Source organism: Microcoleus sp. K5-D4 (genome assembly GCF_036704575.1).
Lineage (GTDB): Bacteria > Cyanobacteriota > Cyanobacteriia > Cyanobacteriales > Microcoleaceae > Microcoleus.
In genome coordinates this window covers 1-21072 of the sequence record NZ_JAUBSD010000036.1, presented here as the reverse complement: position 1 = coordinate 21072, position 21072 = coordinate 1, and the positions used below count along the sequence as shown (strand labels likewise).

The 21072-nt window shown below is 47.6% G+C and carries 14 protein-coding genes; 8 read left to right on the top strand and 6 right to left on the bottom strand.

Features of this window, described 5'->3' with window-relative positions; genetic code table 11:
• Positions 1-119 precede the first annotated feature (119 nt).
• From psaK to QUA77_RS13505, 4 genes are all read left to right on the top strand, one after another.
• Positions 120-404 (top strand): photosystem I reaction center subunit PsaK, encoded by a 285-nt coding sequence (gene psaK / locus QUA77_RS13520; protein WP_333040629.1) that lies wholly within the window; start codon positions 120-122, stop codon positions 402-404.
• 80 nt (positions 405-484) lie between these two features.
• Positions 485-1681 (top strand): site-2 protease family protein, encoded by a 1197-nt coding sequence (locus tag QUA77_RS13515; RefSeq protein WP_333450546.1) that lies wholly within the window; start codon positions 485-487, stop codon positions 1679-1681.
• A gap of 81 nt (positions 1682-1762) precedes the next feature.
• Complete coding sequence (locus tag QUA77_RS13510) at positions 1763-3712, top strand: adenylate/guanylate cyclase domain-containing protein (protein ID WP_333450544.1); 1950 nt, start codon at positions 1763-1765, stop codon at positions 3710-3712.
• A gap of 38 nt (positions 3713-3750) precedes the next feature.
• Complete coding sequence (locus QUA77_RS13505) at positions 3751-4533, top strand: DUF928 domain-containing protein (RefSeq protein ID WP_333450542.1); 783 nt, start codon at positions 3751-3753, stop codon at positions 4531-4533.
• 201 nt (positions 4534-4734) lie between these two features.
• Here QUA77_RS13505 and QUA77_RS13500 read toward each other — a convergent pair whose 3' ends face one another.
• Positions 4735-5487, bottom strand: a complete 753-nt coding sequence (locus tag QUA77_RS13500) for a biotin/lipoate A/B protein ligase family protein (protein WP_333450540.1) — start codon at positions 5485-5487, stop codon at positions 4735-4737.
• Positions 5488-5631: 144 nt separating this feature from the next.
• Here QUA77_RS13500 and QUA77_RS13495 point away from each other — a divergent pair, with 144 nt between their 5' ends.
• Both QUA77_RS13495 and QUA77_RS13490 read left to right on the top strand, forming a co-directional pair.
• On the top strand, positions 5632-5958 hold the full coding sequence (locus QUA77_RS13495; protein ID WP_015177073.1) for a thioredoxin family protein: 327 nt from the start codon (positions 5632-5634) through the stop codon (positions 5956-5958).
• A 227-nt stretch (positions 5959-6185) separates the two neighbouring features.
• Positions 6186-7403: an LL-diaminopimelate aminotransferase gene (locus QUA77_RS13490; protein ID WP_333450538.1), complete on the top strand. Its 1218-nt coding sequence runs from the start codon at positions 6186-6188 to the stop codon at positions 7401-7403.
• A gap of 252 nt (positions 7404-7655) precedes the next feature.
• Here QUA77_RS13490 and QUA77_RS13485 read toward each other — a convergent pair whose 3' ends face one another.
• Both QUA77_RS13485 and surE read right to left on the bottom strand, forming a co-directional pair.
• The gene (locus QUA77_RS13485) at positions 7656-8054 is read right to left on the bottom strand and encodes a hypothetical protein (protein WP_333040641.1); all 399 of its coding nucleotides are present in this window, start codon (positions 8052-8054) and stop codon (positions 7656-7658) included.
• 128 nt (positions 8055-8182) lie between these two features.
• Positions 8183-8989: a 5'/3'-nucleotidase SurE gene (gene surE / locus QUA77_RS13480; RefSeq protein ID WP_333040643.1), complete on the bottom strand. Its 807-nt coding sequence runs from the start codon at positions 8987-8989 to the stop codon at positions 8183-8185.
• Between the two features lie 222 nt (positions 8990-9211).
• On the opposite strand from surE, the gene pheS reads away from it, so the two are divergent.
• A complete protein-coding gene (gene pheS, locus QUA77_RS13475) occupies positions 9212-10216 on the top strand; it encodes a phenylalanine--tRNA ligase subunit alpha (RefSeq protein ID WP_015177077.1) in 1005 nt (334 codons plus the stop codon).
• Between the two features lie 219 nt (positions 10217-10435).
• On the opposite strand, the gene QUA77_RS13470 is transcribed toward pheS, so the two are convergent.
• Together QUA77_RS13470 and QUA77_RS13465 are read right to left on the bottom strand one after the other, a co-directional pair.
• Entirely contained in the window at positions 10436-10885 is a 450-nt protein-coding gene (locus QUA77_RS13470; protein WP_333450535.1) for a hypothetical protein, read from the bottom strand.
• A 648-nt stretch (positions 10886-11533) separates the two neighbouring features.
• On the bottom strand, positions 11534-15055 hold the full coding sequence (locus tag QUA77_RS13465; RefSeq protein WP_333450533.1) for a response regulator: 3522 nt from the start codon (positions 15053-15055) through the stop codon (positions 11534-11536).
• A 1713-nt stretch (positions 15056-16768) separates the two neighbouring features.
• On the opposite strand from QUA77_RS13465, the gene QUA77_RS13460 reads away from it, so the two are divergent.
• On the top strand, positions 16769-17392 hold the full coding sequence (locus QUA77_RS13460; protein ID WP_333040648.1) for a GNAT family N-acetyltransferase: 624 nt from the start codon (positions 16769-16771) through the stop codon (positions 17390-17392).
• A 648-nt stretch (positions 17393-18040) separates the two neighbouring features.
• On the opposite strand, the gene QUA77_RS13455 is transcribed toward QUA77_RS13460, so the two are convergent.
• A partial coding sequence (locus QUA77_RS13455) for an Ig-like domain-containing protein (protein WP_445302076.1) occupies positions 18041-21072 on the bottom strand: 3032 nt, incomplete at its 5' end.

The window sequence follows — 21072 nt, the reverse complement described above, 5'->3', positions numbered from 1 at the left end:
TCCGCAGTTGTATCAAAATATCAACGAATTGTTAACTATTAAAACAAATCTTAGTTTAATGCAAACCGCTTTTTATAATCTTGGAAATCAATTTATCTGTGAAATCAGGAGATAAGAACATGATCACCTCATCTTTGCTGTTAGCCGTACAATCTACCGCTCCCTCAACACCCGAGTGGTCGCCACTGGTAGGACTGACAATGATTTTATGTAATTTGTTGGCGATCACGATCGGCTACTACGGCATCTCCAAGCAAAACCGAGGCAAGGGCCCAGCTTTACCCGTTGCACTCCCTGGAATGTTCAAAGGCTTCGGCGTACCAGAATTGCTGGCAACAGCCAGCTTCGGCCACTTGCTCGGAGCCGGAGTAATCTTGGGCTTGGGTAACGCCGGAGTTCTGTAAAAATCAGGGGAAAGGCAAAGGCAAGGAGTAGAAAAGATATAATAGAAACTCTTTCTTGCTCTCCTTTCCCAGGAAACTTCATGCAGACAGGTTGGCGAATCGGCTCTTTATTTGGCATCCCCCTAGTTATAGATTATTCGTGGTTTATAATTTTAGCTTTAGCAACCCGCGAATACGCCAGCAGTTACCGCCTGTGGGGGCCTGCGCTCTCGTGGAGTGCGGGGTTAGCAATAGCTCTGCTACTGTTTGCTTCCGTGCTCTTGCACGAACTCGGACACAGCTTGGCCGCGATATCGCAAGGCATTAAAGTTAATTCTATTACCTTATTCTTATTTGGCGGAGTAGCTTCGATCGACTCGGAATCAAAAACTCCCGGTCAAGCTTTTCAAGTAGCCATTGCCGGCCCTCTAGTCAGCTTTGCGCTGTTTTTAATCCTCGGTTTGGGTTCTCAAGTTCTTCCCCCGAAAAGTTTGCTAGCAATTGTCACGGAAAGGGTAGCACTAATCAACCTCGTTTTGGGATTATTTAACTTAATTCCCGGTCTGCCTTTGGATGGAGGACAAGTTTTAAAAGCAGCAATTTGGAAAATCACCGGCTCTCGATTTGCCGGCGTTCGCTGGGCGGCAAAAACAGGACAAGTTTTAGGTTGGCTGGCTGTTGCTTTGGGTCTGAGTTTATGCTTTTTAGCGCGCGAGTACGGCGGCTTGTGGATTGCGCTAATCGGCTGGTTTGGCATTCGCAATGCCACTGCTTATAGCCAAGTTACTTCGCTGCAAGAAGCCCTGCTCAAAATTAAAGCCAGCGATACGATGAGTCGCGAGTTTCGAGTTGTAGATGCAGATTTGACTCTGCGAGAATTTGCAGATCGATATTTGTTAGAAGTCAATCCGTTTCCATTTTACATTGCTGCGACCAACGGCCGGGATTTGGGCTTAGTGTCGATCGACGATATCCGCTTCACAGAACGCAGTCAATGGCAAGTTCAGACTTTGCACAACATTTTGAAACCCCTGGGAAAAACCCCCACAGTCTCGGAAAAAGCATCCCTCGCAGAAGTAATTAACAGCATGGAAGCCCGCCAACTCCCCCGAATCATCGTCCTCTCGCCGATTGGTTCAGTAGTGGGGACGATCGATCGGGGCGACGTGGTTAAAGTTTTAGCAAAATACCTCAAACCGCAGATTTCAATGGCCGACATCAAGCGCAGCAAAGAAGAAAACAGCTATCCGCAGGGATTGCAGTTAAGTGCGATCGCCAAAACCGCACAGGAAAATTAAAAATTGGGCATCGGTAAGGGGCATTAGTGATAAGTTAAGATGTAGCAAACTTTGTGACTCAGGGTTGAAACACTAAATTTTATGCCCCAATTCTTTAAGATAATTTATCATAAATTTGCGGAGGGACTTGGGAAAAATTTAACTCATTTATTCCCCAACGCTGACTTGCAACCTGTTGCTATTATCTGGATTGTCGTGACCGGAACTCTATTGGGCGTAAGGCATTTAGGCGGGTTGCAGCCACTAGAATTAAATTCTTACGACCTCATGGTGCAGTTGCGTCCTGATGCCATTCCTGACCCCAGGTTACTGGTAGTAACAATCACCGATCAGGACATTAATACTATTGAAAAATGGCCAATTTCTGATCGTACTTTAGCAAAAGCGATCGCACAAATAGCGCGTCTTGAACCCACAGCTATTGGCATAGATATAATTCGCAATATTCCCTACGAACCGGGGAATGCAGAATTAGTAACTCAATGGAAAAACCCGAAAGTAATCCCTATTACCTTGATCGGTAACTCTAAAGAAGATCCAGTGCCACCACCTCCCAATATACCAGAAAAGCGGGTAGGATTTAACGATTTAGTCGTCGATCCCGACGGTATACTGCGTCGCAATTTGATGTACGCCAAGAAGGGTAAAACGACATTGACTTCATTTTCAATGCGACTAGCTTTTGCCTATTTTAACGCCCAAAAAATAAATTCTAAACTAATAGAAAACAACACACTACAGGTAGACAAAACAGTATTTTCCAAGTTGCGATCGAACTCAGGAGGTTATCAGAAAATTAATGCCCAAGGCTATCAACTCCTGCTCAATTACCGCTCTCCTGAAAATATAGCAAAAACCGTGACACTAACTCAAGTGTTAGAGGGAAAAGTTGACCCGAAATGGGTGAAAGGTAAAATAGTGCTAATAGGCGTTACAGCCCTAACTGCCAAAGATTTCTTTTCCACCCCTTACAGCGCTAGTGCAAGCGGAAACCAGCCGATGCCGGGGGTATTCATTCACGCAACGGCTACTAGCCAAATTCTCAGCGCAGTTTTAGATGGGAAAGGGCTATTTTGGTATTGGGACGAATGGCAAGAAATTCTCTGGATCGCAGTTTGGAGTGCAGTGGGTGGCTGTTTAGCTTGGCGGCTAGAAAAATCCCTGAATTTGATCGCGATCGCGATCATAGCTTGCGGCTCATTATTCGGATTCACCTTTTTTCTCTTCATGCAACAGGGGTGGATACCTCTAATCGCTCCAGCCCTGGCCCTTTTAATCACCGCAGGAGTCGCAGTTACCTATAAATACGAGCAGTCGAGGCAACAGCAAGGGATTGTGATGAAATTATTAGGACAACAAACTTCACCCGCGATCGCAAATGCCCTGTGGAAAGAGCGCGTCCATCTGCTGGAATCAGGGTTATTGCCTGGGCAAAAAGTTACTGCTACGATCATCCTCACCGACTTGCAGGGTTTTAGTACAATCTCCGAAAAACTAGCGCCAGAAGTCGTAATGAGTTGGTTAAATGAGTATTTATCAGCAATGGCTCAAGAAGTCCAAGCACATCAAGGCGTGATTAATAAATTTACCGGAGATGGAATGCTGGCAGTATTTGGCGTACCCATTCCCCGCACCACTCCAGAAGAAATTGCAGAAGATGCTCGCCTTGCCGTATCTTGCGCTTTAGCCATCAGTTCCCGCTTGCCAGAAATGAATCAAAATTGGCTCGATCGCGGTTTACCGGCCGTAAAAATGCGAGTAGGCATCTTTACAGGGCCTGTTATGGTGGGTAGTCTGGGAGGCACAACCCGTTTAGAATATGGAGTGATCGGCGACAGCGTAAATATTGCCTCTCGCCTGGAAAGCTGCGAAAAGGATCGGCACGAGGACACTTGCCGGATATTGATTGCAGAAGAAACCTTTCTGCATCTGGCGGACAAATTTGAGGTAGAATCTTGGGGAGCTTTGCCTTTAAGAGGCAGGGAACAAAAAGTTAATGTCTACCGGATTTTGGGAAGTAAAAAGAAATAAAAAGAGAGAATCTATCCATAAAAATTCTGGGAGTTAATATGAAAACAATTACTAAATTTATCCTCAATCTGACATCCGTTGGCTCAATAGTATTGATAGCAACACTTAATACTTCCCAATTAGCAGTTGTGGGACAGCCGACTCCAGACGTAGATGGCAAGCCAATCACTCAATCGGGAGGGCCGCGCTTCGTTCAGCCCCGTGAAGATATGGATGAGCGCCCCCCCACTCAACCGAGACGGCCTGTGCGCGGTGGCTGCGCGAGCATTAGTCAGCTAGGTCTCACAGCCTTAATGCCTAAAAATAAGATCGCACGGACTGTTTCCGAGTATCCAACTTTCTTTTTCTACTTGCCTCAAACAGAGGCAGAATTAGCCGAATTTATCGTACAAGATCAAAGCGGCAACCAGATTTATAAACAGGATGTCACAATTAGCAATTTATCAGGGGTGATCGGCGTTAATATCCCCGCTAACCAAAATGTGCCACCCTTGGAAGTAGGCAAAAGTTACCGTTGGAATTTGACAGTGATTTGCGACTCTCAAGACAGATCGAGCGATCAAATCGAAAGCGGTACTGTACGGCGAGTGGAAATCAGTGCAGATATCCGCCGTCAATTAGATCAGGCAGATCCGCGCCAGAAAACCGTTATTTATGCTAAAAATGGGATTTGGCTAGATGCCCTCAGCACCCTAGCTGCCGCTCGCCGCGATCGGCCTAATGATGCAGAATTAACTGCTGATTGGGAAAGCTTGCTGGATTCTGTGAAATTGGGCGAAGTTGCCAAAGAGCCGATCGTTCCAACTCAGCCACAACCATAAGCTGTACTGCATTTAAATTTAACTTTTCTGGTGGCGTTACAGCAACGGGCCAGAAAAGTTTTAATACAATAAGTGTACCAGTTTTTAACTTGTATTAGTAACAGCCAATATGACCGTTCCCAACAAATAATTTTTATTGTAGAACGGCCATCTTGGCTGTTCCGAAAATGTGGCATAAAAGCCCGTCGCCAAATAGGCAGGTTAAATGTGAAACAGCTTATTACTTGTTAATTCCAAAATATCCTGCCATTCCCGATCTGAAAGTGGCTGCACTTTCAAATCAATTGCAAAACACCGACAAGCCGCCGCACTCAAAACATCAATTACAGTTGCAATCAAATCATCTCCCCCTTCAGATAGAGGTAATTGCACAGGAATTAACTGCTCCCCAAACACTTGAGAAAACAAACAAACATCCGGCTGCAAACGCATCGAACCGTGCTGCAAAATAGCATCACCCCGTCGCAATTGCGCGCTACCAATTAACTTGCAACCATCAGCGGTAACTAAATCCGCACCCGTCGCAGTACCAAAACAATTCGGATTGTGAATATAACCCCTTCCAGCTTCCCCATAGTGCAAATCCAAACCCATCGCCCTCCAACCCTCAATCAAAAACTCGCAAATAGTCTGATAAGCTTTCATACGGCTGCTTCCAAATCCCGACGCCACAACTGCATAAGTTAAATCCCCTTGATGCAACACTGCGCGCCCGCCGCTGGGCCTCCTCACCAACTCCACAGGCATTCCCTGCCAAGACAAATGCTGCCAAAACTCCGGCCACCTGCGCTGGTGGTAGCCCAAGGAAATCGCCGCCGGTTGCCAAGTGTAAAATCGTAGAGTTGGCGGATGTTTGCCCGCTAGATGCTGTTCCAGCAGCCATTGGTCGATCGCCATCTGCACGCTACCAGACACCGACAACAGTGGAATTAAACGCCATACAGAATTAGCCATCCGTTCCCAGTCCTGAGTTTGCACTCAATAATTCACAGAATGTTTTAAAATTAGTAACAGTTTTTTGGGCCTGTCTTCTAAGTTGGTGCAAGTTTCACGCCCGCCGGTGCTTTAGAAATAAATAGAAAAAATAATCGCAGAACCATGAGCAACAGTGTAATTGTCATTAACGACGAAAAATTTGAAACAGAAGTCCTGAAAGCTGAGCAACCAGTGCTTGCCTATTTTTGGGCTAGTTGGTGCGGGCCTTGCAAACTGATCGCGCCTTCGGTAGACTGGGTGGCGGCCAACTACAGCGATCGGCTGAAAGTGGTTAAAATGGAAATTGACCCCAATCCTAATACTGTCAAGCAGTATAAAGTAGAAGGAGTCCCAGCTCTCAGGCTGTTTAAAAATGCCGAAGTAGTGCTTTCTCACGAGGGAGCGATTACTAAACAAACTTTGGTCGGTTTGCTGGACGCTCACTTATAAAGTTTGGAAATGATTCGGGAGTTTCCAACTCCCAACTTAGAATTATAATAAGCACAAATATTTTTGTTAACACCTCTCTTTTCTCCTCGATCTTCCTCTCGGGCTCAGCGCCCTCTGCGCTCTCTGCGGTTAGGAAAAAAAACACAAACCCAATAAAAATGCAATATAAAAAATAATTTAGCTAATATAAAAATATTCCTTAAAAATCCCCCAAAAATACAGAAAATATGCAATTTGCTAAACGTTTAGATCCACTGCAATTTAATGTATTTGCCGATATGGATCGGGCAAAAGCTCAAGCTAGAGCAGCGGGGCAGAATGTGATTGACTTGTCTCTGGGTTCTTCGGATCTGCCGGCGGCTGCTCACATTACAGATGCGATCGCACATTCTCTGTCCGACACCAGCACTCACGGCTATTTGCTATTTAACGGCACAAGAGATTTTCGGGAAGCAGCAGCTATTTGGTACGAGCAAAAATTTGGGATTGCAGTCAATCCAGAAACAGAAGTGCTGCCGTTAATTGGTTCCCAAGAAGGAACGGCGCATATGCCTTTAGCTGTACTCAACCCTGGAGACTTTGCTTTGCTGCTCGATCCGGGCTATCCTTCCCACGCGGGCGGTGTGCATTTGGCTGGTGGTCAAATTTATCCGATGCCAATATTAGCAGAAAATGCCTTTTTGCCGATATTTGAAGATATTCCGACAGCAGTGCTGGCTCAGTCGAAGATGATGGTTTTGAGCTATCCTCATAATCCTACAACTGCGATCGCCCCGGTTGCTTTTTTTGAGAAAGCTGTGGATTTTTGTCGGGAACATCAACTTGTTTTAGTTCACGATTTCCCTTATGTGGATTTGGTGTTTGACGATCGCAATTCTCTCATAGAGGCAGAGCCTGGTAACGAGGAAGAATATCGAAAATTGATGGCGCCGTCAATATTTCAGGCGGATCGAGATAAGAGTGTGGCGATCGAGTTTTTTACACTATCCAAATCCTACAGTATGGGAGGTTTTCGAGTCGGATACGCGATCGGCAATTCCGAACTAATTGCAGCCCTGCGACAGGTAAAAGCCGCAGTGGACTTCAACCAATACCGAGGGATTTTGAATGGAGCGATCTCCGCATTAACAGGCCCTCAAGATACCGTCAGAACCAGCGTAGAAACCTTCAGAAAACGGCGAGATGCCTTTGTAAACGCGCTACAGGTGATCGGCTGGCAAGTACCCGTACCCCCTGCCACCATGTACGTCTGGGCGAAACTGCCGGAACCTTGGGCCCACGATTCCGTGAAATTTTGCACTCAGCTAGTACAGAATACAGGAGTCGCAGCTTCCCCCGGTGCCGGTTTCGGGAAATCAGGAGAAGGCTACGTGCGATTTGCCTTAGTAGAGTCGCCAGCAATTTTGGAAGCAGCAGTTAGAAAAATTGCTGAGTTTCTAAATTGAGCGATGTGATATTTGTCAACTTAACCCGAAACACCCTTGTGAGACTTACGCCCACCAAACTTGAGCTTTGAGGCAGGGGTTTTAACCCCTGCCGGACTGGGGTTTTGACGTTTTTGGGCACAGGATGAAGCGCAAGGCGTCTAAGTGCTTACCCCTAGCTCAAGAGGGATGCAATTGCTAAAATAGTGTGATTTCTACCTAAAGGAATAGATATTTGCACGCAGTATCTGTCAGAATTTCTTTTAAGAAATGTTAACGTGAGACATCTTCGGAATTACCAGTTCCGCTCACCCACTCTAAAAATCCTTGCAGTGAATTCTGTGGGGGTAGCGATTGTTCCGTAGCGGCGAGCGCACACCCGAAAAACACCACACTGCCCAAAATGGCAATCAGCGGAAAAGGCTTACTCAGTCCAAAGTCCCGCTGAAGGCGAGCTAACGGTCTGCTCTCGCGCCTGAGCATTTTTCCTACCGTCAGTTGTTTGAGACTAAAAGGATCGCGCACAAAATGACCGCTCCAGCTAATTACCATATGAGAATGACAGTGGGGACAAGTGAATAGTCCACTGACCATCCCAACTGGGCCGACGACGCTGGAACGGTTGCAGATCGGGCAAGTGACAGAATGAGTGTTATAGGTGGGAGCGTTCATAACTGTTTTTCTTGAGTAAAAAAAAACTAACAAGTAATTGGGAGCCTGTGTTAACGCTTAAGGTATAGACCTTGAGAGGCACTTTTCCTTAATTCCTAGTTTACCGCTCTGATCGGGTCGATCGGATCTCACTGCTTGGGAAAACCTTCAACTTGCCAATCCCGCAACGAGTGCAAGTCTGGAGCACAGGTGAGATTATATTGCAAGGGAGTTACGGTTATTCTGTTGTCGCGAATAGCTTGTACGTCTGTAGGAATATCATGCGGCACCGCCGAATCAGCGATTTCTTCTACATCTTCTAACAATTCCCCAGCCAGCCAATAATAAGTTTTGCCGCGCGGATCTGTGCGCTTTTGAAATATGTCGAAATAGCGGCGAATGCCTTGACGGGCGATCGCAACTCCGGTAATTTCTGCTTGTGTGACTGCTGGTATGTTGACATTCAACAGCATCGGTTTGGCCATTGGCTGTTTTTCCAACTGTGCCAGCAAAGTGACAGCGAAATCTACCGCCGGCCCAAATTCCTGCGAAGTAAAGCTGGCGAGGCTAAAAGCAATGCTGGGAATGCCTTCCATAATTCCTTCCATTGCTGCCGAAACCGTACCCGAACAGATGATATCCGTGCCTAAATTGGGCCCGTGGTTGATACCGGAAAGAACAAAATCCGGCGGTTTGTCAAGTAAAGCCCACAAAGCAAGTTTCACGCAGTCGGCGGGAGTACCCGAACAGGCCCAAGCTTGAACTGCGGGCTCAAAAATAGATTCGACAATTTCAGCGCGGATGGGTTGGTGCAGGGTAAGGCCGTGGCCGGTAGCGGAGCGCTCTCTGTCGGGACAAACTACGCTCACGTCGTGGCCAGCGTCGGCGAGAGCGTTGGCGAGGCTGCGGATGCCTTGTGCAAAGATGCCGTCGTCGTTGCTAATTAAAAGTTTCATTGAAATTTTTATAGGCCTTATAACAATACTAAACTAGATTCAACTACGGCGATCGCTCTAATATCCAATTACCTATTACAAATTATCCGTAACTGCCGAAAAGCTAAAATCTAAAATCTAAAATCTAAAATCAACAAGCTGTAGAGCCAAAATTGCGCTAAACTCAACTTGGCCCAAAACTGCCATCAATCTAAAATCTAAAATCTAAAATCTAAAATCAAAATGACTGTCCAGCTAAGCGACATTGAAACTCAACTAGAAACCCTCGGTCAAGAGTCCAAAAGTGCGATCGCCACTGCCAATACCCTCGAACAACTCGAACAGTTGCGCGTCGGCTACCTCGGCAAAAAAGGCCAACTCTCTCAAATTTTAGGCATGATGGGCAAACTGTCGCCAGACCAGCGACCCAAAGTAGGTGCGATCGCCAATACAGTTAAAGAAGCCCTGCAAGCCGATTTAGAAGACAAGCGCGCCGCCCTCCAAACCGCCCAAATCCAAGCCAAATTAGCCTCAGAAACCATCGATGTCACGATGCCGGGGATTTTTCGCCCCCAAGGCCGCGTTCACCCCTTAAACGCCGTCATAGACCGCGCTCTCGATATCTTTGTCGGCCTCGGATACACCGTCGCCAACGGCCCGGAAATGGAAACAGATTATTACAACTTCGAGGCGCTCAACACCCCGCCCGACCACCCAGCGCGGGATATGCAAGATACATTTTACCTACCAGGCGGCGACTTGCTGCGGACTCAGACATCATCAGTGCAAATTCGCTACATGGAACAGCACAAACCGCCGATTCGGATTGTCTCTCCCGGCCGCGTTTACCGCCGCGATACTGTTGATGCTACTCACGCGGCAGTTTTCCACCAAATTGAACTTTTAGCAATTGATGAAGGTCTGACATTTACTGACTTGAAAGGCACAATTAAAGAGTTTTTGCGGCAAATGTTCGGGCAAGATTTGCCTATCCGTTTCCGCACCAGTTACTTTCCGTTTACGGAACCTTCTGCCGAAGTTGATTTGCAGTGGAACGGCAAATGGCTGGAAGTTTTGGGCTGCGGAACGGTCGATCCGAATGTTCTTAAAGGAGTCGGTTTAGATCCAGAAAAATATACTGGGTTTGCGGCCGGTTTTGGTGTCGAGCGGTTCGCAATGGTACTTTATGAAATCGACGACATTCGCCGGGTTTATGCTAGCGATTTGCGCTTTTTGCGACAATTTTAAACAAGGGCTTGGGGTCGCTTACACGAGCCGTCTAGAAGTCTTGGTCAATGTACATCAATCTTTCAGTTTGAAGTAAGTAAGTACAAATAAACATTACTTGGGGAGAGGGCGGGTTCTGCAACGATCGACTCGCCCTTACTGTAAATAAGCCCTAAAGCCGTCCCTACAAGCCCCTGCAAGATATTATTGTTTTTTTGCGCTTACCTACTTATTTATTGTCTACTTGCCAAAAACACCCTTGATGCTGTCAACAGCGCTCTCGACAGCATTCTTGGTATTATCTACTGCTTTCTGAGTCCGAGCTGAATCTTCCGATGCTCTTTTCTCAATTGTGGCCGCATCTTTCTTAGCTTTGCGCTCTACTACACTACCATCATCCGATGCTCGATCGACTTTAGCAGCATTTGTCTTGGCAGTTTCCTTAACCTTCTCTTCTGTATCTCGGATGAAGTTCTTGGCTCGTCCAGCATCTTTGCTGGCTTTTTCTTGAACCACATCGCCCGCATCTGGGTCTGCTGCCATCGAGTTTACAGCAGGAGATGCCATTGCTGCGGTGTTAGAGAAGAACGCACCAGACCAGACGAAGGCCATCGCACAGACGCAAAGCACAGTTGCAGCGATCGAGCGCCCTAAAGTCGAAAGTCGTTTCGTAAAATAATTCAGTTTCATAGAATACAAAATGAGAGATGACATTCTATTTTTACTCGATCAGAGCGATCAGCGTAACCGTTCTCTAGATAGAGGTTATCCAGCGACGATCGGTTAAAAAAGTTCCCTCTTTTGATAGATTCAAGCCAGGACTGTCAGTCAATGGTAGAGTTGAGATTTGAGATTTGAGATTTGAGATTTGACTCTACAAGCGTAATTGGGACTCTTGAACTTTGATGGATAGATTGTAGATTTTAGATTTTAGATTAAACACTTGATATCAAATCTGTTAGGAGAAAGATTCTTCCTATATCTCTGCTCTACATCTGCGTGAATCAGCGTCAATCCCTTGTTACCTGCGGTTAATAAATTGTCTTTTTTTAACCGCATATACAGGCAGATAAACCCAGATAAACATAGATGAATTATATCAATTCCTGTTGCACTGGAATTATTGTTGACTGTTGACTATTGACGGGCGGGTCTAAAAACTGAATGGTTGAGGGTTAACTGTTGACTCGATTTTATTATTCCGATGCAACCGGAAACGATATCACAGAGTGACCATCGCTTTGGACTACATACATATTTTGCGGCTCATCTACTTATTTAGGAATAGGTTGTTCCCGAAATTGTGCGTGGGGTATCAACATATAATACTTATCATGACTAATCACAATTTAGTAAAAAAGTCAATACAGTTTCATCAATTCCCTTTAGTTTCAAAGGCTTATATTTAACAATGCGATTTTCCTCAACATAATCTGCCACCGCCGCCGAAATTAGCACCGTGTTTGGTTCCGTGACCTCTTGCAAGCGGGCGGCAATATTCACGCTCGGCCCGATCGCAGTATAATCCGATCGATCGGGGCCGCCAAACATCCCCACCACCGCAGTACCCTGGTGAATTCCGCAGCGAAACCGCACCGGAGGCACGCCATTTTCCCCAACAATTCCCTGCTCCAACCAGCCCTGGTTAAGCTCCTTCAGAGATAGCACCATTTGCCTTGCAGCAGCGATAGCGCGGCGTACTTGCTCGTTAGGCGTTAGTTCCTCCGGCGCGCCAAAGAAAGCCATTACCGCATCTCCAACAAACTTGTCCACCGTACCGCCACTGTCAAAAATAGCCTTAGTCATTGCCGCCAAATATTCATTCAACAGCTCAGCTACCCGGCGCGAGCGCAGCGTATTTGCCATTTGAGTAAAACCGACAATATCGCTAAACAAAATAGTAATCAATCGCGGTTCCGGGCGCAAATCCAATGCCAAATCTCCAGCCGCAGCGGCCTTCACCATCGCCGGCGGTAAAAATCGGCGCAGCACCGACTCAGTTAAATAACTGTTCAACTGCTGCACTCGGCGCTCGTTTTGTTTGAGGGCGATCAAATTCCGCACTTCCGCCAACAATTCTCGATCGTTAAAAGGCTTGGACAAATAAGCATCCGCACCCCGTTCTACTCCTTCAATTCGAGTATCTTCGTCGGCTTTAGCAGTCAGCAAAATTGCCGGAGTTCCCTGCAATTCCTCATCCTCTCGAATCATCTTAATCAAATCCAAACCCGAGACCAAAGGCATCATCAAATCCGTTATAATTAAATTAGGACGGCGTTTTTTAGCCACGGCAAATCCTTCTTCTCCGTTGCGGGCGAGCAAAACTGCAAAACCGGAATCTCGCAGAATAGCCGACACATAAAAGCGTAAATCGGGATTGTCGTCAACCACCAAAACCGTTCCCACTGCTGTTTCAGATCTGATCGGCTCGATCGCCTCAAAGTTGTGATTTTCAGCCTCATTTTCGGACAAATCTGCCTCCACATCGGCCAGTTCCACCGCAGCTTTGGATGAGTGAAACTCTGCGGGTATTTCTAGTACCTGTTCCGGGGGCAAGTGAGTCGAACCGAAGTGCAGCCAAACGGTAAAAGTAGTACCTTCCCCGTAAACTGACTCAACTGAAACTTGACCGCCGTGGAGTTCGACCAATTCTTTGACAAGTGCCAAACCTAAACCGCTGCCTTCGTAGGAACGGCTAGCAGAACCTTCGGCTTGGTGAAAGCGCTCGAATAAATAGGGAATTTGTTCGGTGCGAATGCCGATACCGGTGTCTTTTACTTGCAACAAGCAGTGAGCGCCAGCCGATTCAACTTTCAGGGTGATAGTTCCGCCTTCTGGGGTGAATTTAACAGCATTTGATAGCAGGTTGTAAATAACTTTGTCAAATCTTTCCAGATCCAAATAAAGTAAAGGACATTCTTGCAGTTGGGTAATTAAGTGCAGTCCTTTTTTCTCACAGTAGGCGCGGAACGACTCTGCGGTAGAGTAACAGAAACCGACTAAATCGCAGGGGCGGAAACTCGGCTGCATCCGTCCGGCATCGAGCCGCTGCAAGTCCAGCAGTTGATTTACCAAGCGCAGGAGGCGGCGGGAATTACGCAAAGCGATTACGGCTTGTTCGTAGGGCAAGTCTTCTTGGCGCCTGCAAGCTGATTCTAGAGGGCCGATAGTTAGAGTTAGAGGGGTGCGGAACTCGTGGGAGATATTTTGGAAAAATTCGGTTTTGAGCCGATCGGCTTCCAGAAGCCGTTCTGCCTGCTGTCTGGTAGTCTGGTAGAGGCGCGACTGCTGCACGGCTAGAGCCGCTTGAGTTGCGACTATTTGAGCCAGGTCAATATCTGAGATGTTCCAGCGGCGGATGCTGCGATTTTGGCGCAGGGAAATGCTGCCGATGATTTTGCCTTCTGAGAGTAAGGGAACGACTAACAGGGCGCGGGCTGGCGATCGAACTTGGAGTTCTGTAACATTTAACTCGGGGTGTTCCTCGAGATCTTCGATCGCCACCGGCTCTTTTGATACCATAACTTGCAGCAACACCGGATTGCCCCGAATCGGCACCAAAGACTGTGGCAAAGAAGGATGGGCAAAAACCCAGGCGCGAGTGTTAGCAGCAGCATCGCCAGAAGCCGTCTCGTAGCCCAGAGGGTTCGCAACTACCTCTGGATCAATAAAACCCTGTTCTACAGCCACGGTATCTCTATTTGTGTCGTATAGCCCCACGCATTGGACGTATTCATCATCTTCTGTCCACAGAGATAGGGCGCAGCCGTCAACTTGCAAAGCTTGGCCGAGTTGTTGAGTAATGGCTGCAAAAATATTTTGAGGATCGAGACTCGATCGAATTGCCGTAGTAATAGTATTGACTAAGGCCTCGCGCTTGGCCAGCGCCCGCACCTGTTCGTAAGCCCGGGCTTGAGAAAGCGCCAAAGCCGCTTGGTCTGCCACCGTAATTACCAACTGTACCTCGTGGTCTTGCCACTGGCGCCGTCGATCAAACTGGTGCAGCGCCAAGACTGCCATCAGTTCGATTTTGTAAAACAGCGGTACGATCAAGCTCGATCGAATATTCGCAGCTTCGTAAGCCTGCTGTCGTTGTTGATTATCCGAGTTTAAAACTCGATCGTCAGTTTGGGCATCTTGAATCACTTCCACATCCAAAGTTTCCCAAACCAAATCCGGCAGCAAATCCGGGGAAAGTTCGGCAGCAGAAGCATCTCTGGGCATCGCTTCCTCATCGCCCCCCAACCCTTGAGTTTCTCCCTTCTGGTAAACGAACCACTCATCGGCAACTCGGCCGTCTTGGAACGGCCGCAGCAGACAGCAACTCACCTCAAACATCTGCCCGACAGTTTCCACAATTCTTTGCAGCATTTGCTGGTAATTGGGAGCCGAGCGGATAGTATTGGTAACGGCATAAAGCAGCGATTCTTGGCTCAAAGCACGGCGCAGTTCATTGGTGCGCGTTTTCAGAAGATTGTGAGTCTCAACAGCTTGACTGACAAGATTTATCAGCTCTTGAGCATCCCAAGGCTTGGTAACGTATTTGAATACTTTGCCAGCGTTAATAGCTTCCACTAAATCTTCAACATCCGTATAGCCAGTTAAAATAATTCGGATCACGTCGGGGTACTGAGCCGCCGTCAAGCTGAGAAACTCCGTACCGCTCATTTTTGGCATTCGCTGGTCGGAGATAATCACCGCAACTTCTCCCTCTTTTGCCAAAATTTCGAGAGCAGCGGGACCAGATTCGGCTCTGAGCACTTTGTAGTCTCGATGAAAGGTGCGGTAAAGCAAGTCGAGGTTATCCGGTTCGTCATCGACGATCAGAATTTTTAGCTTAGGATTTTCTTGGGAATTCATGCACCGTTCTCCTGTGCCCCGGGGCTGTTCGATTTAATAAGTCTGATTAAAGGAAGAATTCGCCGATTTAAATTGCTGAAGTCATACCATTTTCGATTTTCGATTTTCGATTGCGAATGACTGATGACATAAGGATTGGGATTTTGCCTAGAGTGCCATTATTTTGGGAAAATGGTATCACAATAATTCGTGGATATGAAGTTGTTGTGAGTGTGCGAGGCAAGCATCAACCTTGATTTTTGATGTCTGGGTTTTAAATTCGGAATTCTTCTGAGCCACAGTTATCTGTCGTGCACCCCAATTTTATTATTTAATGATATTCATATAAACTCGTCTCCCGATAAGTTTTTTTTACCCCTTACCTTTATACAGCAATAGAGCAAACACAAATCTGGCCATTTTAACTGCCGTCTGGATATCTCAGAATACATAGGAATAACCGTCCTGATTGTGAGTTGATTTGCCAAATTTATGTTTGCTCCTAGCTCCTGGGAATATTGTATTTGGTATGTGAAAGCTGCCCGCAGCAAGATACAATAGACAACCAACATCTTCGCCTGTGTTTTTTTCCCACAAGTAACAGCAACTTTAACAGTCAGCCAAGGATAACGACCACCATCGGGCCCTGAGCCCCTAACTGATATTGGGGGGTGGCTGACAGACCACAGAGGTGTCTGTGGGAGTGACGCAATTGCTGTACCATTTTAGGTAGACTTGCACTTTTTTCCCCGATCTCGGCATTTTTTGTGCGTCCTGCAGACCTTCGACAAGCCAATTACTGCGGCGAAACACCGCAAGCTTGAGCATCCATCTGTTAATCTTAGCTAGGGATGTACTCTGTGGAAACCGATCAGTCGATTTTAGATTTTAGATTTTAGATTTTAGATTTACTCCACAGATGAATCGGGGAGCTTGAACTAGGGTCTAAAATTTTGAGCTGTCCCCGACGAGTGTCGGTGGCTTGTATCGGTTTTTGGGCAGGGTCAATCAGCTCGATCGAGGTTTTGAAGGTCTCGCTCGCGCGCAGCAGAGTATCGAACCGACGGGGAAAACCCTTGCAGACTGTTTCCAGGCATCCAAATTTAAATTGGACGTTGGAAAAGTACCCAGTAGCTCAACAGGTAAGACCGGTTCGATGGGGGATGGGCGATGGATAGCCCAGAACTGCTGAAAGCTGGGGTGCCAAGCCGGGGGGGCGGCGGGGAACATCCGACGCGCGATCGTGCCCGGTGTTAGTATGGTCAGTCGTTGAGTTTTTCAACTACCGCTTGACGGATAAATTATATTCGATCGGGTATTTCCGTAAGCAGAGAGCGGTAGGATGCCGGGAACCTGACGTTAAAACCTTTGTGATTGTTTTTAATACCTTGCCCGCTAAGCTGTCGCGCATTTAATTTGTAAGCTACTGTTTACTTAAACTCTTGTGATGCCGGCCGAAAGCCAGGGATCAAGCTTCAATTTAAAGGTCAAATAGCTTATCCACAAATCTAGTATTAGGGGATGAGTTTTATTTTGTCATAACTAGAGTATTAAATGCTAATAATTTTCCATTTACCTCAAACGCTACTTAAAGTCAAGCAAAAAAAATGTAATTTAATCGGGTAATAAACTATGCCTATAAGTTACGTTATAAGATCAGTATAACATCAGTGAATTTTCTAAGAGGGTAGCTTAGAAACCCGCGTAAAAAAATTACTATAGTGGCCTGGCATTGTGAATCCTTCATTTTTTTCCTCACCATCTCACCAACAACAACCTCCCGGACTTTCTGGTTTTTCTATCCGGGTGGCTGCGCCCAACGACTTAACGCAGCTAGCTGATATTTTAGCCATGAGCTTTCACTCCCGCGAGGGGTTTGTAGAATGGGTGTATCCAGTGTTGCGTTTGGGCATTTACGAAGATTTAAAAAATCGACTGCGTTCTAAGGCAGAACATTACATTTGTCTGGTTGCTGAGCTAGTCTCGCGCGAGGAGGGAACGCAGAATTATCGATCGCACCGAGCTCAGCGCATAACAGGAACAGTAGAAATGGCTCTGCGTTCTCGCTTTCCTTGGCAAAGCCCTAATTCTGACTATCCTTATTTGTCGAATTTAGCCGTTCACCCGGAGTATCGGCGGCAGGGGGTTGCTCAACAATTGCTCAGCCACTGCGAGGAGACAGCTAGAGAATGGGGATTTTCTGAGATTTACCTCCACGTTCTGGAAAATAATCACGCGGCGCGACAGTTATACTATCAGGCCGGCTATCGCTTGCAACAGGTGGATTGGAATTGGACTGGTTGGCTGTTCGGCCAGCCGCGTCGGCTATTTTTACGCAAGCAGATTTCGCTATCCTAAGCTAAGTATTTGAATTTATTATGGGGAATTGGGGCTTCGCCAAGAAAAAGGAAAAAATAGCTATCCGTGTATCTCTTCTTTCCTTCTATTGTGAATAAATGGAATGGGAATGGGGAATTAGTGATGAATTTTAGTTTGCTCTTAAGCTCGATCGCACAACACACTAAAATTAGTGGGTAGTAAACACTTGAGCTACCAACCATTGTGTACCTTGAAACACCTTAAAAAAACCATACAAACTTATATAAACTCCGGTAGCGTCGTCAGGCGTAAAAATAGTCAAGAATTACGGATTATTCAACAGGAATTAATATAATTAATCTGCGTTAATCTGTGTTTACTAGCGGTAAAAAAATATATTTTATTCACCGCAGATGACAATAGATAGACCATGATTCACGCCGATAAAGATAATAGATTGATGAATACTCTAGCTCCTAACAGATTTGATATTATACCAAATCCAGCTTGAATACACCTTTATTTTTTAGCATTTTAGAGAGGAACAAAAGGCAACTGTAAGAGTGATGTCAATGGCCGAGCGCTACAAAGTTTCTAGCCCGGATTGAGTATTGTGAGGAACGCCACAGCAGATCAGAACTTCTGTGGCGTTTTGTTCGTCAGAACAGGAGACTTTCGCCGCCAATTCTAGAGCTCAGAGAGATTTGGTAGGAAATCCGAGGAGCTGATCGCCCCGTTAACCCCAACCAGATTCGCTAAAACCCGATCGGTTCCTGCTACTCGCAGCAACGTACCGTTCGGAGTGGCGCTAAATTGCAACTGCTGGAAACTCAGGCTGTCGCTCAAAACCAACTTATCGACGCCTACCTCGAAGTTAATGACAGTATCAGTGCCGCCATCAGCACTCAACACATATCGATCGCTCCCCATACCTCCAATTAAAGTATCCTCGCCCAAGTCGCCAAACAGCCAGTCATCTCCAGCGCCCCCATTGAGAAGGTCGTTATCTTTACCACCAATCAGAGTATCGCTGCCAGCATCTCCGTTGATAGTATCTTGGCCTTCGTTGCCGTAGAGCAAGTCATCGCCCTCACCGCCGTTGATGCAGTCTTGCTGGTCGTTTGCGCCCACCGAGAAAGCCCGGTTATCAGCACGATCGCCATAGATGGTATCGTTGCCCTCGCCACCGCAGAGTTCATCGCTGCCGTCACCCCCGTAAATCAAGTCGTCGCCCAGATCTCCGTGTATGAGGTCGTTAGCTTTACCGCCGTAAATCAAGTCGTTGTCTTGACCGCCACTGATGGTATCGTCACCCTCATCGCCGAACAGCACATCAGCACCGATGCCACCAAAAAGCAAGTCCTGGCCGCCAACATCTTTAGCTCGACTTCGAGCACCGCCGTACATGGTGTCGTCGCCGCTGTCCCCGACAAGGGTATCTGAGCCGAGTTCGCCCCAAATCAGGTCATTATCTTTGCCACCCCAAACACAATCATTGCCTTTACCTGCTTGCACGGTATCATTACCGTGGCCGCCGCCGATGATGTCGTTGCCGCTGTCGGCAAAGATTAAGTCTTGTTCGCCGAGATCCCCGATGGACTGGGAACTGCCACTGTCGCCGAGCAGAGTATCGGCTCCTTCGCCGCCGTAGAGGGTATCGGAGCCTAATTGACCGTAGATGATGTCATTGCCTTTACCTCCGTAAGCGCGATCGTTATCTTTGCCTGCAACCAGCGTATCGTTGTCTTGTTGGCCGTTGAGGAAGTCGTTACCGAAGCCTCCGTACAGCAAGTCGCGTCCCTCGGAGTCGGTGGCCCTTTGGTCGCGGATGCCCCCAAACAAGCTGTCGGAGCCGATGCCACCAAACAACGTATCGGAGCCGATTTCGCCCCAAATTCGGTCATTTTCTTTACCTCCAAGGGCAATATCGTCACCTTTGCCGGTATGGATGGTATCGTCGCCCTCGTTGCCGTTAATGAGGTCTGCACCCTCGCCTCCGAAAATCAAATCGCGAGCATCGTCAGGACTCTGGGAGTTGTTCTGCCCGGTGTCTCCGAGAATAGTATCCGCACCTCGATCTCCAAACAGGTTGTCAGAGCCTAAGTCGCCGGCAATCCAGTCGTTCTGTTTGCCTGCAAATACGATATCGTTGCCCTCGTCTCCGTAAACAATATCGGTGTCAATGCCCGCAAAAATCGTGTCATTGTCTTCGTTGCCGTAAATTTCGTCCGCGCCGTCTTCACCTAAAAGCAGGTCGTTGCCTTCAAAACCGACGATTTTTTGGTTGCCTTTGGTGTCTACGATGAAGTCATCGCCATCGGTTCCTTTGGTGGTTTGTCCCTCTGAAAATTGTGAAATAGGCCGGACAAATCCAACAGCAGGTGGTTGCTGCGGAGGCGCAAAGTTAATTCCCGGTTTTTCAATAATGGGCTGACACAAACAGTCGGTATCTGGTTCGGCGATCGGATTTGAGATACCGGGCGCGGGTGTTGGTGTGGGTGTAGGTATGAGTGGGGGAACAGTTCCAACTGGCCTCAAGATAGCAGCAACAGTAGCGCTAGCGGGGCTGACTTTGCCGAGGTTGTCGGTGGCGATGTAGCTGAAAGTTGCTCCGTTAAAGTCAACTGTGGCTACGAAAAATAGTTGTCCTATTTCTGCCGGAGTCAAAACTTGACCGGCTGTCACGGGTACGTCGCCGTTGACTGAAGCTGATAAGAACAGGACTCCTTGGTTGGCTGGGGGGACGCTGGTGATGGTGTAAGAGACGATCGACCCATCGGGGTCACTTCCTCCCAATCCCAACACCTGCACGATGCCGTTAGTCGGAACCGTGAAGTTAACATTGTTAATCGAAGGCGGTTGGTTGGAAGTCGGGGAGATAGCGGCAACTGTGGCAGTGGCGGGGCTGGTAGCGCCGCTGTTATCTGTGGCGCTGTAGCTGAAATTGGCACCGGTAAAGTCGCCGGTGGATTGGAAAAATAGTTGTCCTATTTGTTCCGGTGTCAAGACTTGACCTGGTGTCACGGCTACTCCGCCGTTGGCTGGATCTCCTAAAAACAGGATTCCTTGGGCCGCTGGCGGTAGGGTGTTGATGGTGTAAGAGGCGATCGACCCATCGGGGTCACTTCCTCCCAATCCCGGCACCCGCGCGCTGCTGTTGGGGTCTACCGTGAAATTAGCATTGTTGGTTACTGGCGGTAAGTTTAGGGGATTTGGTGTGGGAGTTGCTCCTGTGGAACCGAGAGTAGCGGTAGCCAGGGAACTGGTAGCGCCGTTGCTATCTGTGGCGCTGTAGCTGAAAGTTGCTCCGGTAAAGCTACCTGTGGATTGGAAAAATAGTTGTCCTAGCTGTTCCGGTGTCAGGACTTGACCTGGTGTCACGGCTACTCCGCCGTTGGCTGGATCTCCTAAAAACAGGACTCCTTGGGCCGCTGGCGGCAGGGTGTTGATGGTGTAAGAGGCGATCGACCCATCGGGGTCACTTTTTCCTAATCCCGGAATTTGCGCGGTGCTGTTGGGCTCTAGGGTGAGGTTAGTATTGTTGGCTGTTGGCGGTTCGTTGGGAGTCGGTGTGGGAGTTGGTGTGGGAGTTGGTGTTGGTGCTGGAATCGGTATTGGTAATGGTGTGGGAGTGGGCGTTGGTACTGGTGCTGGAGTCGGCGGGGGTGTCGTTCCTGTTAAACCGAGATTTGCGTTAGCTGGGGGGCTAACTGCGCCGA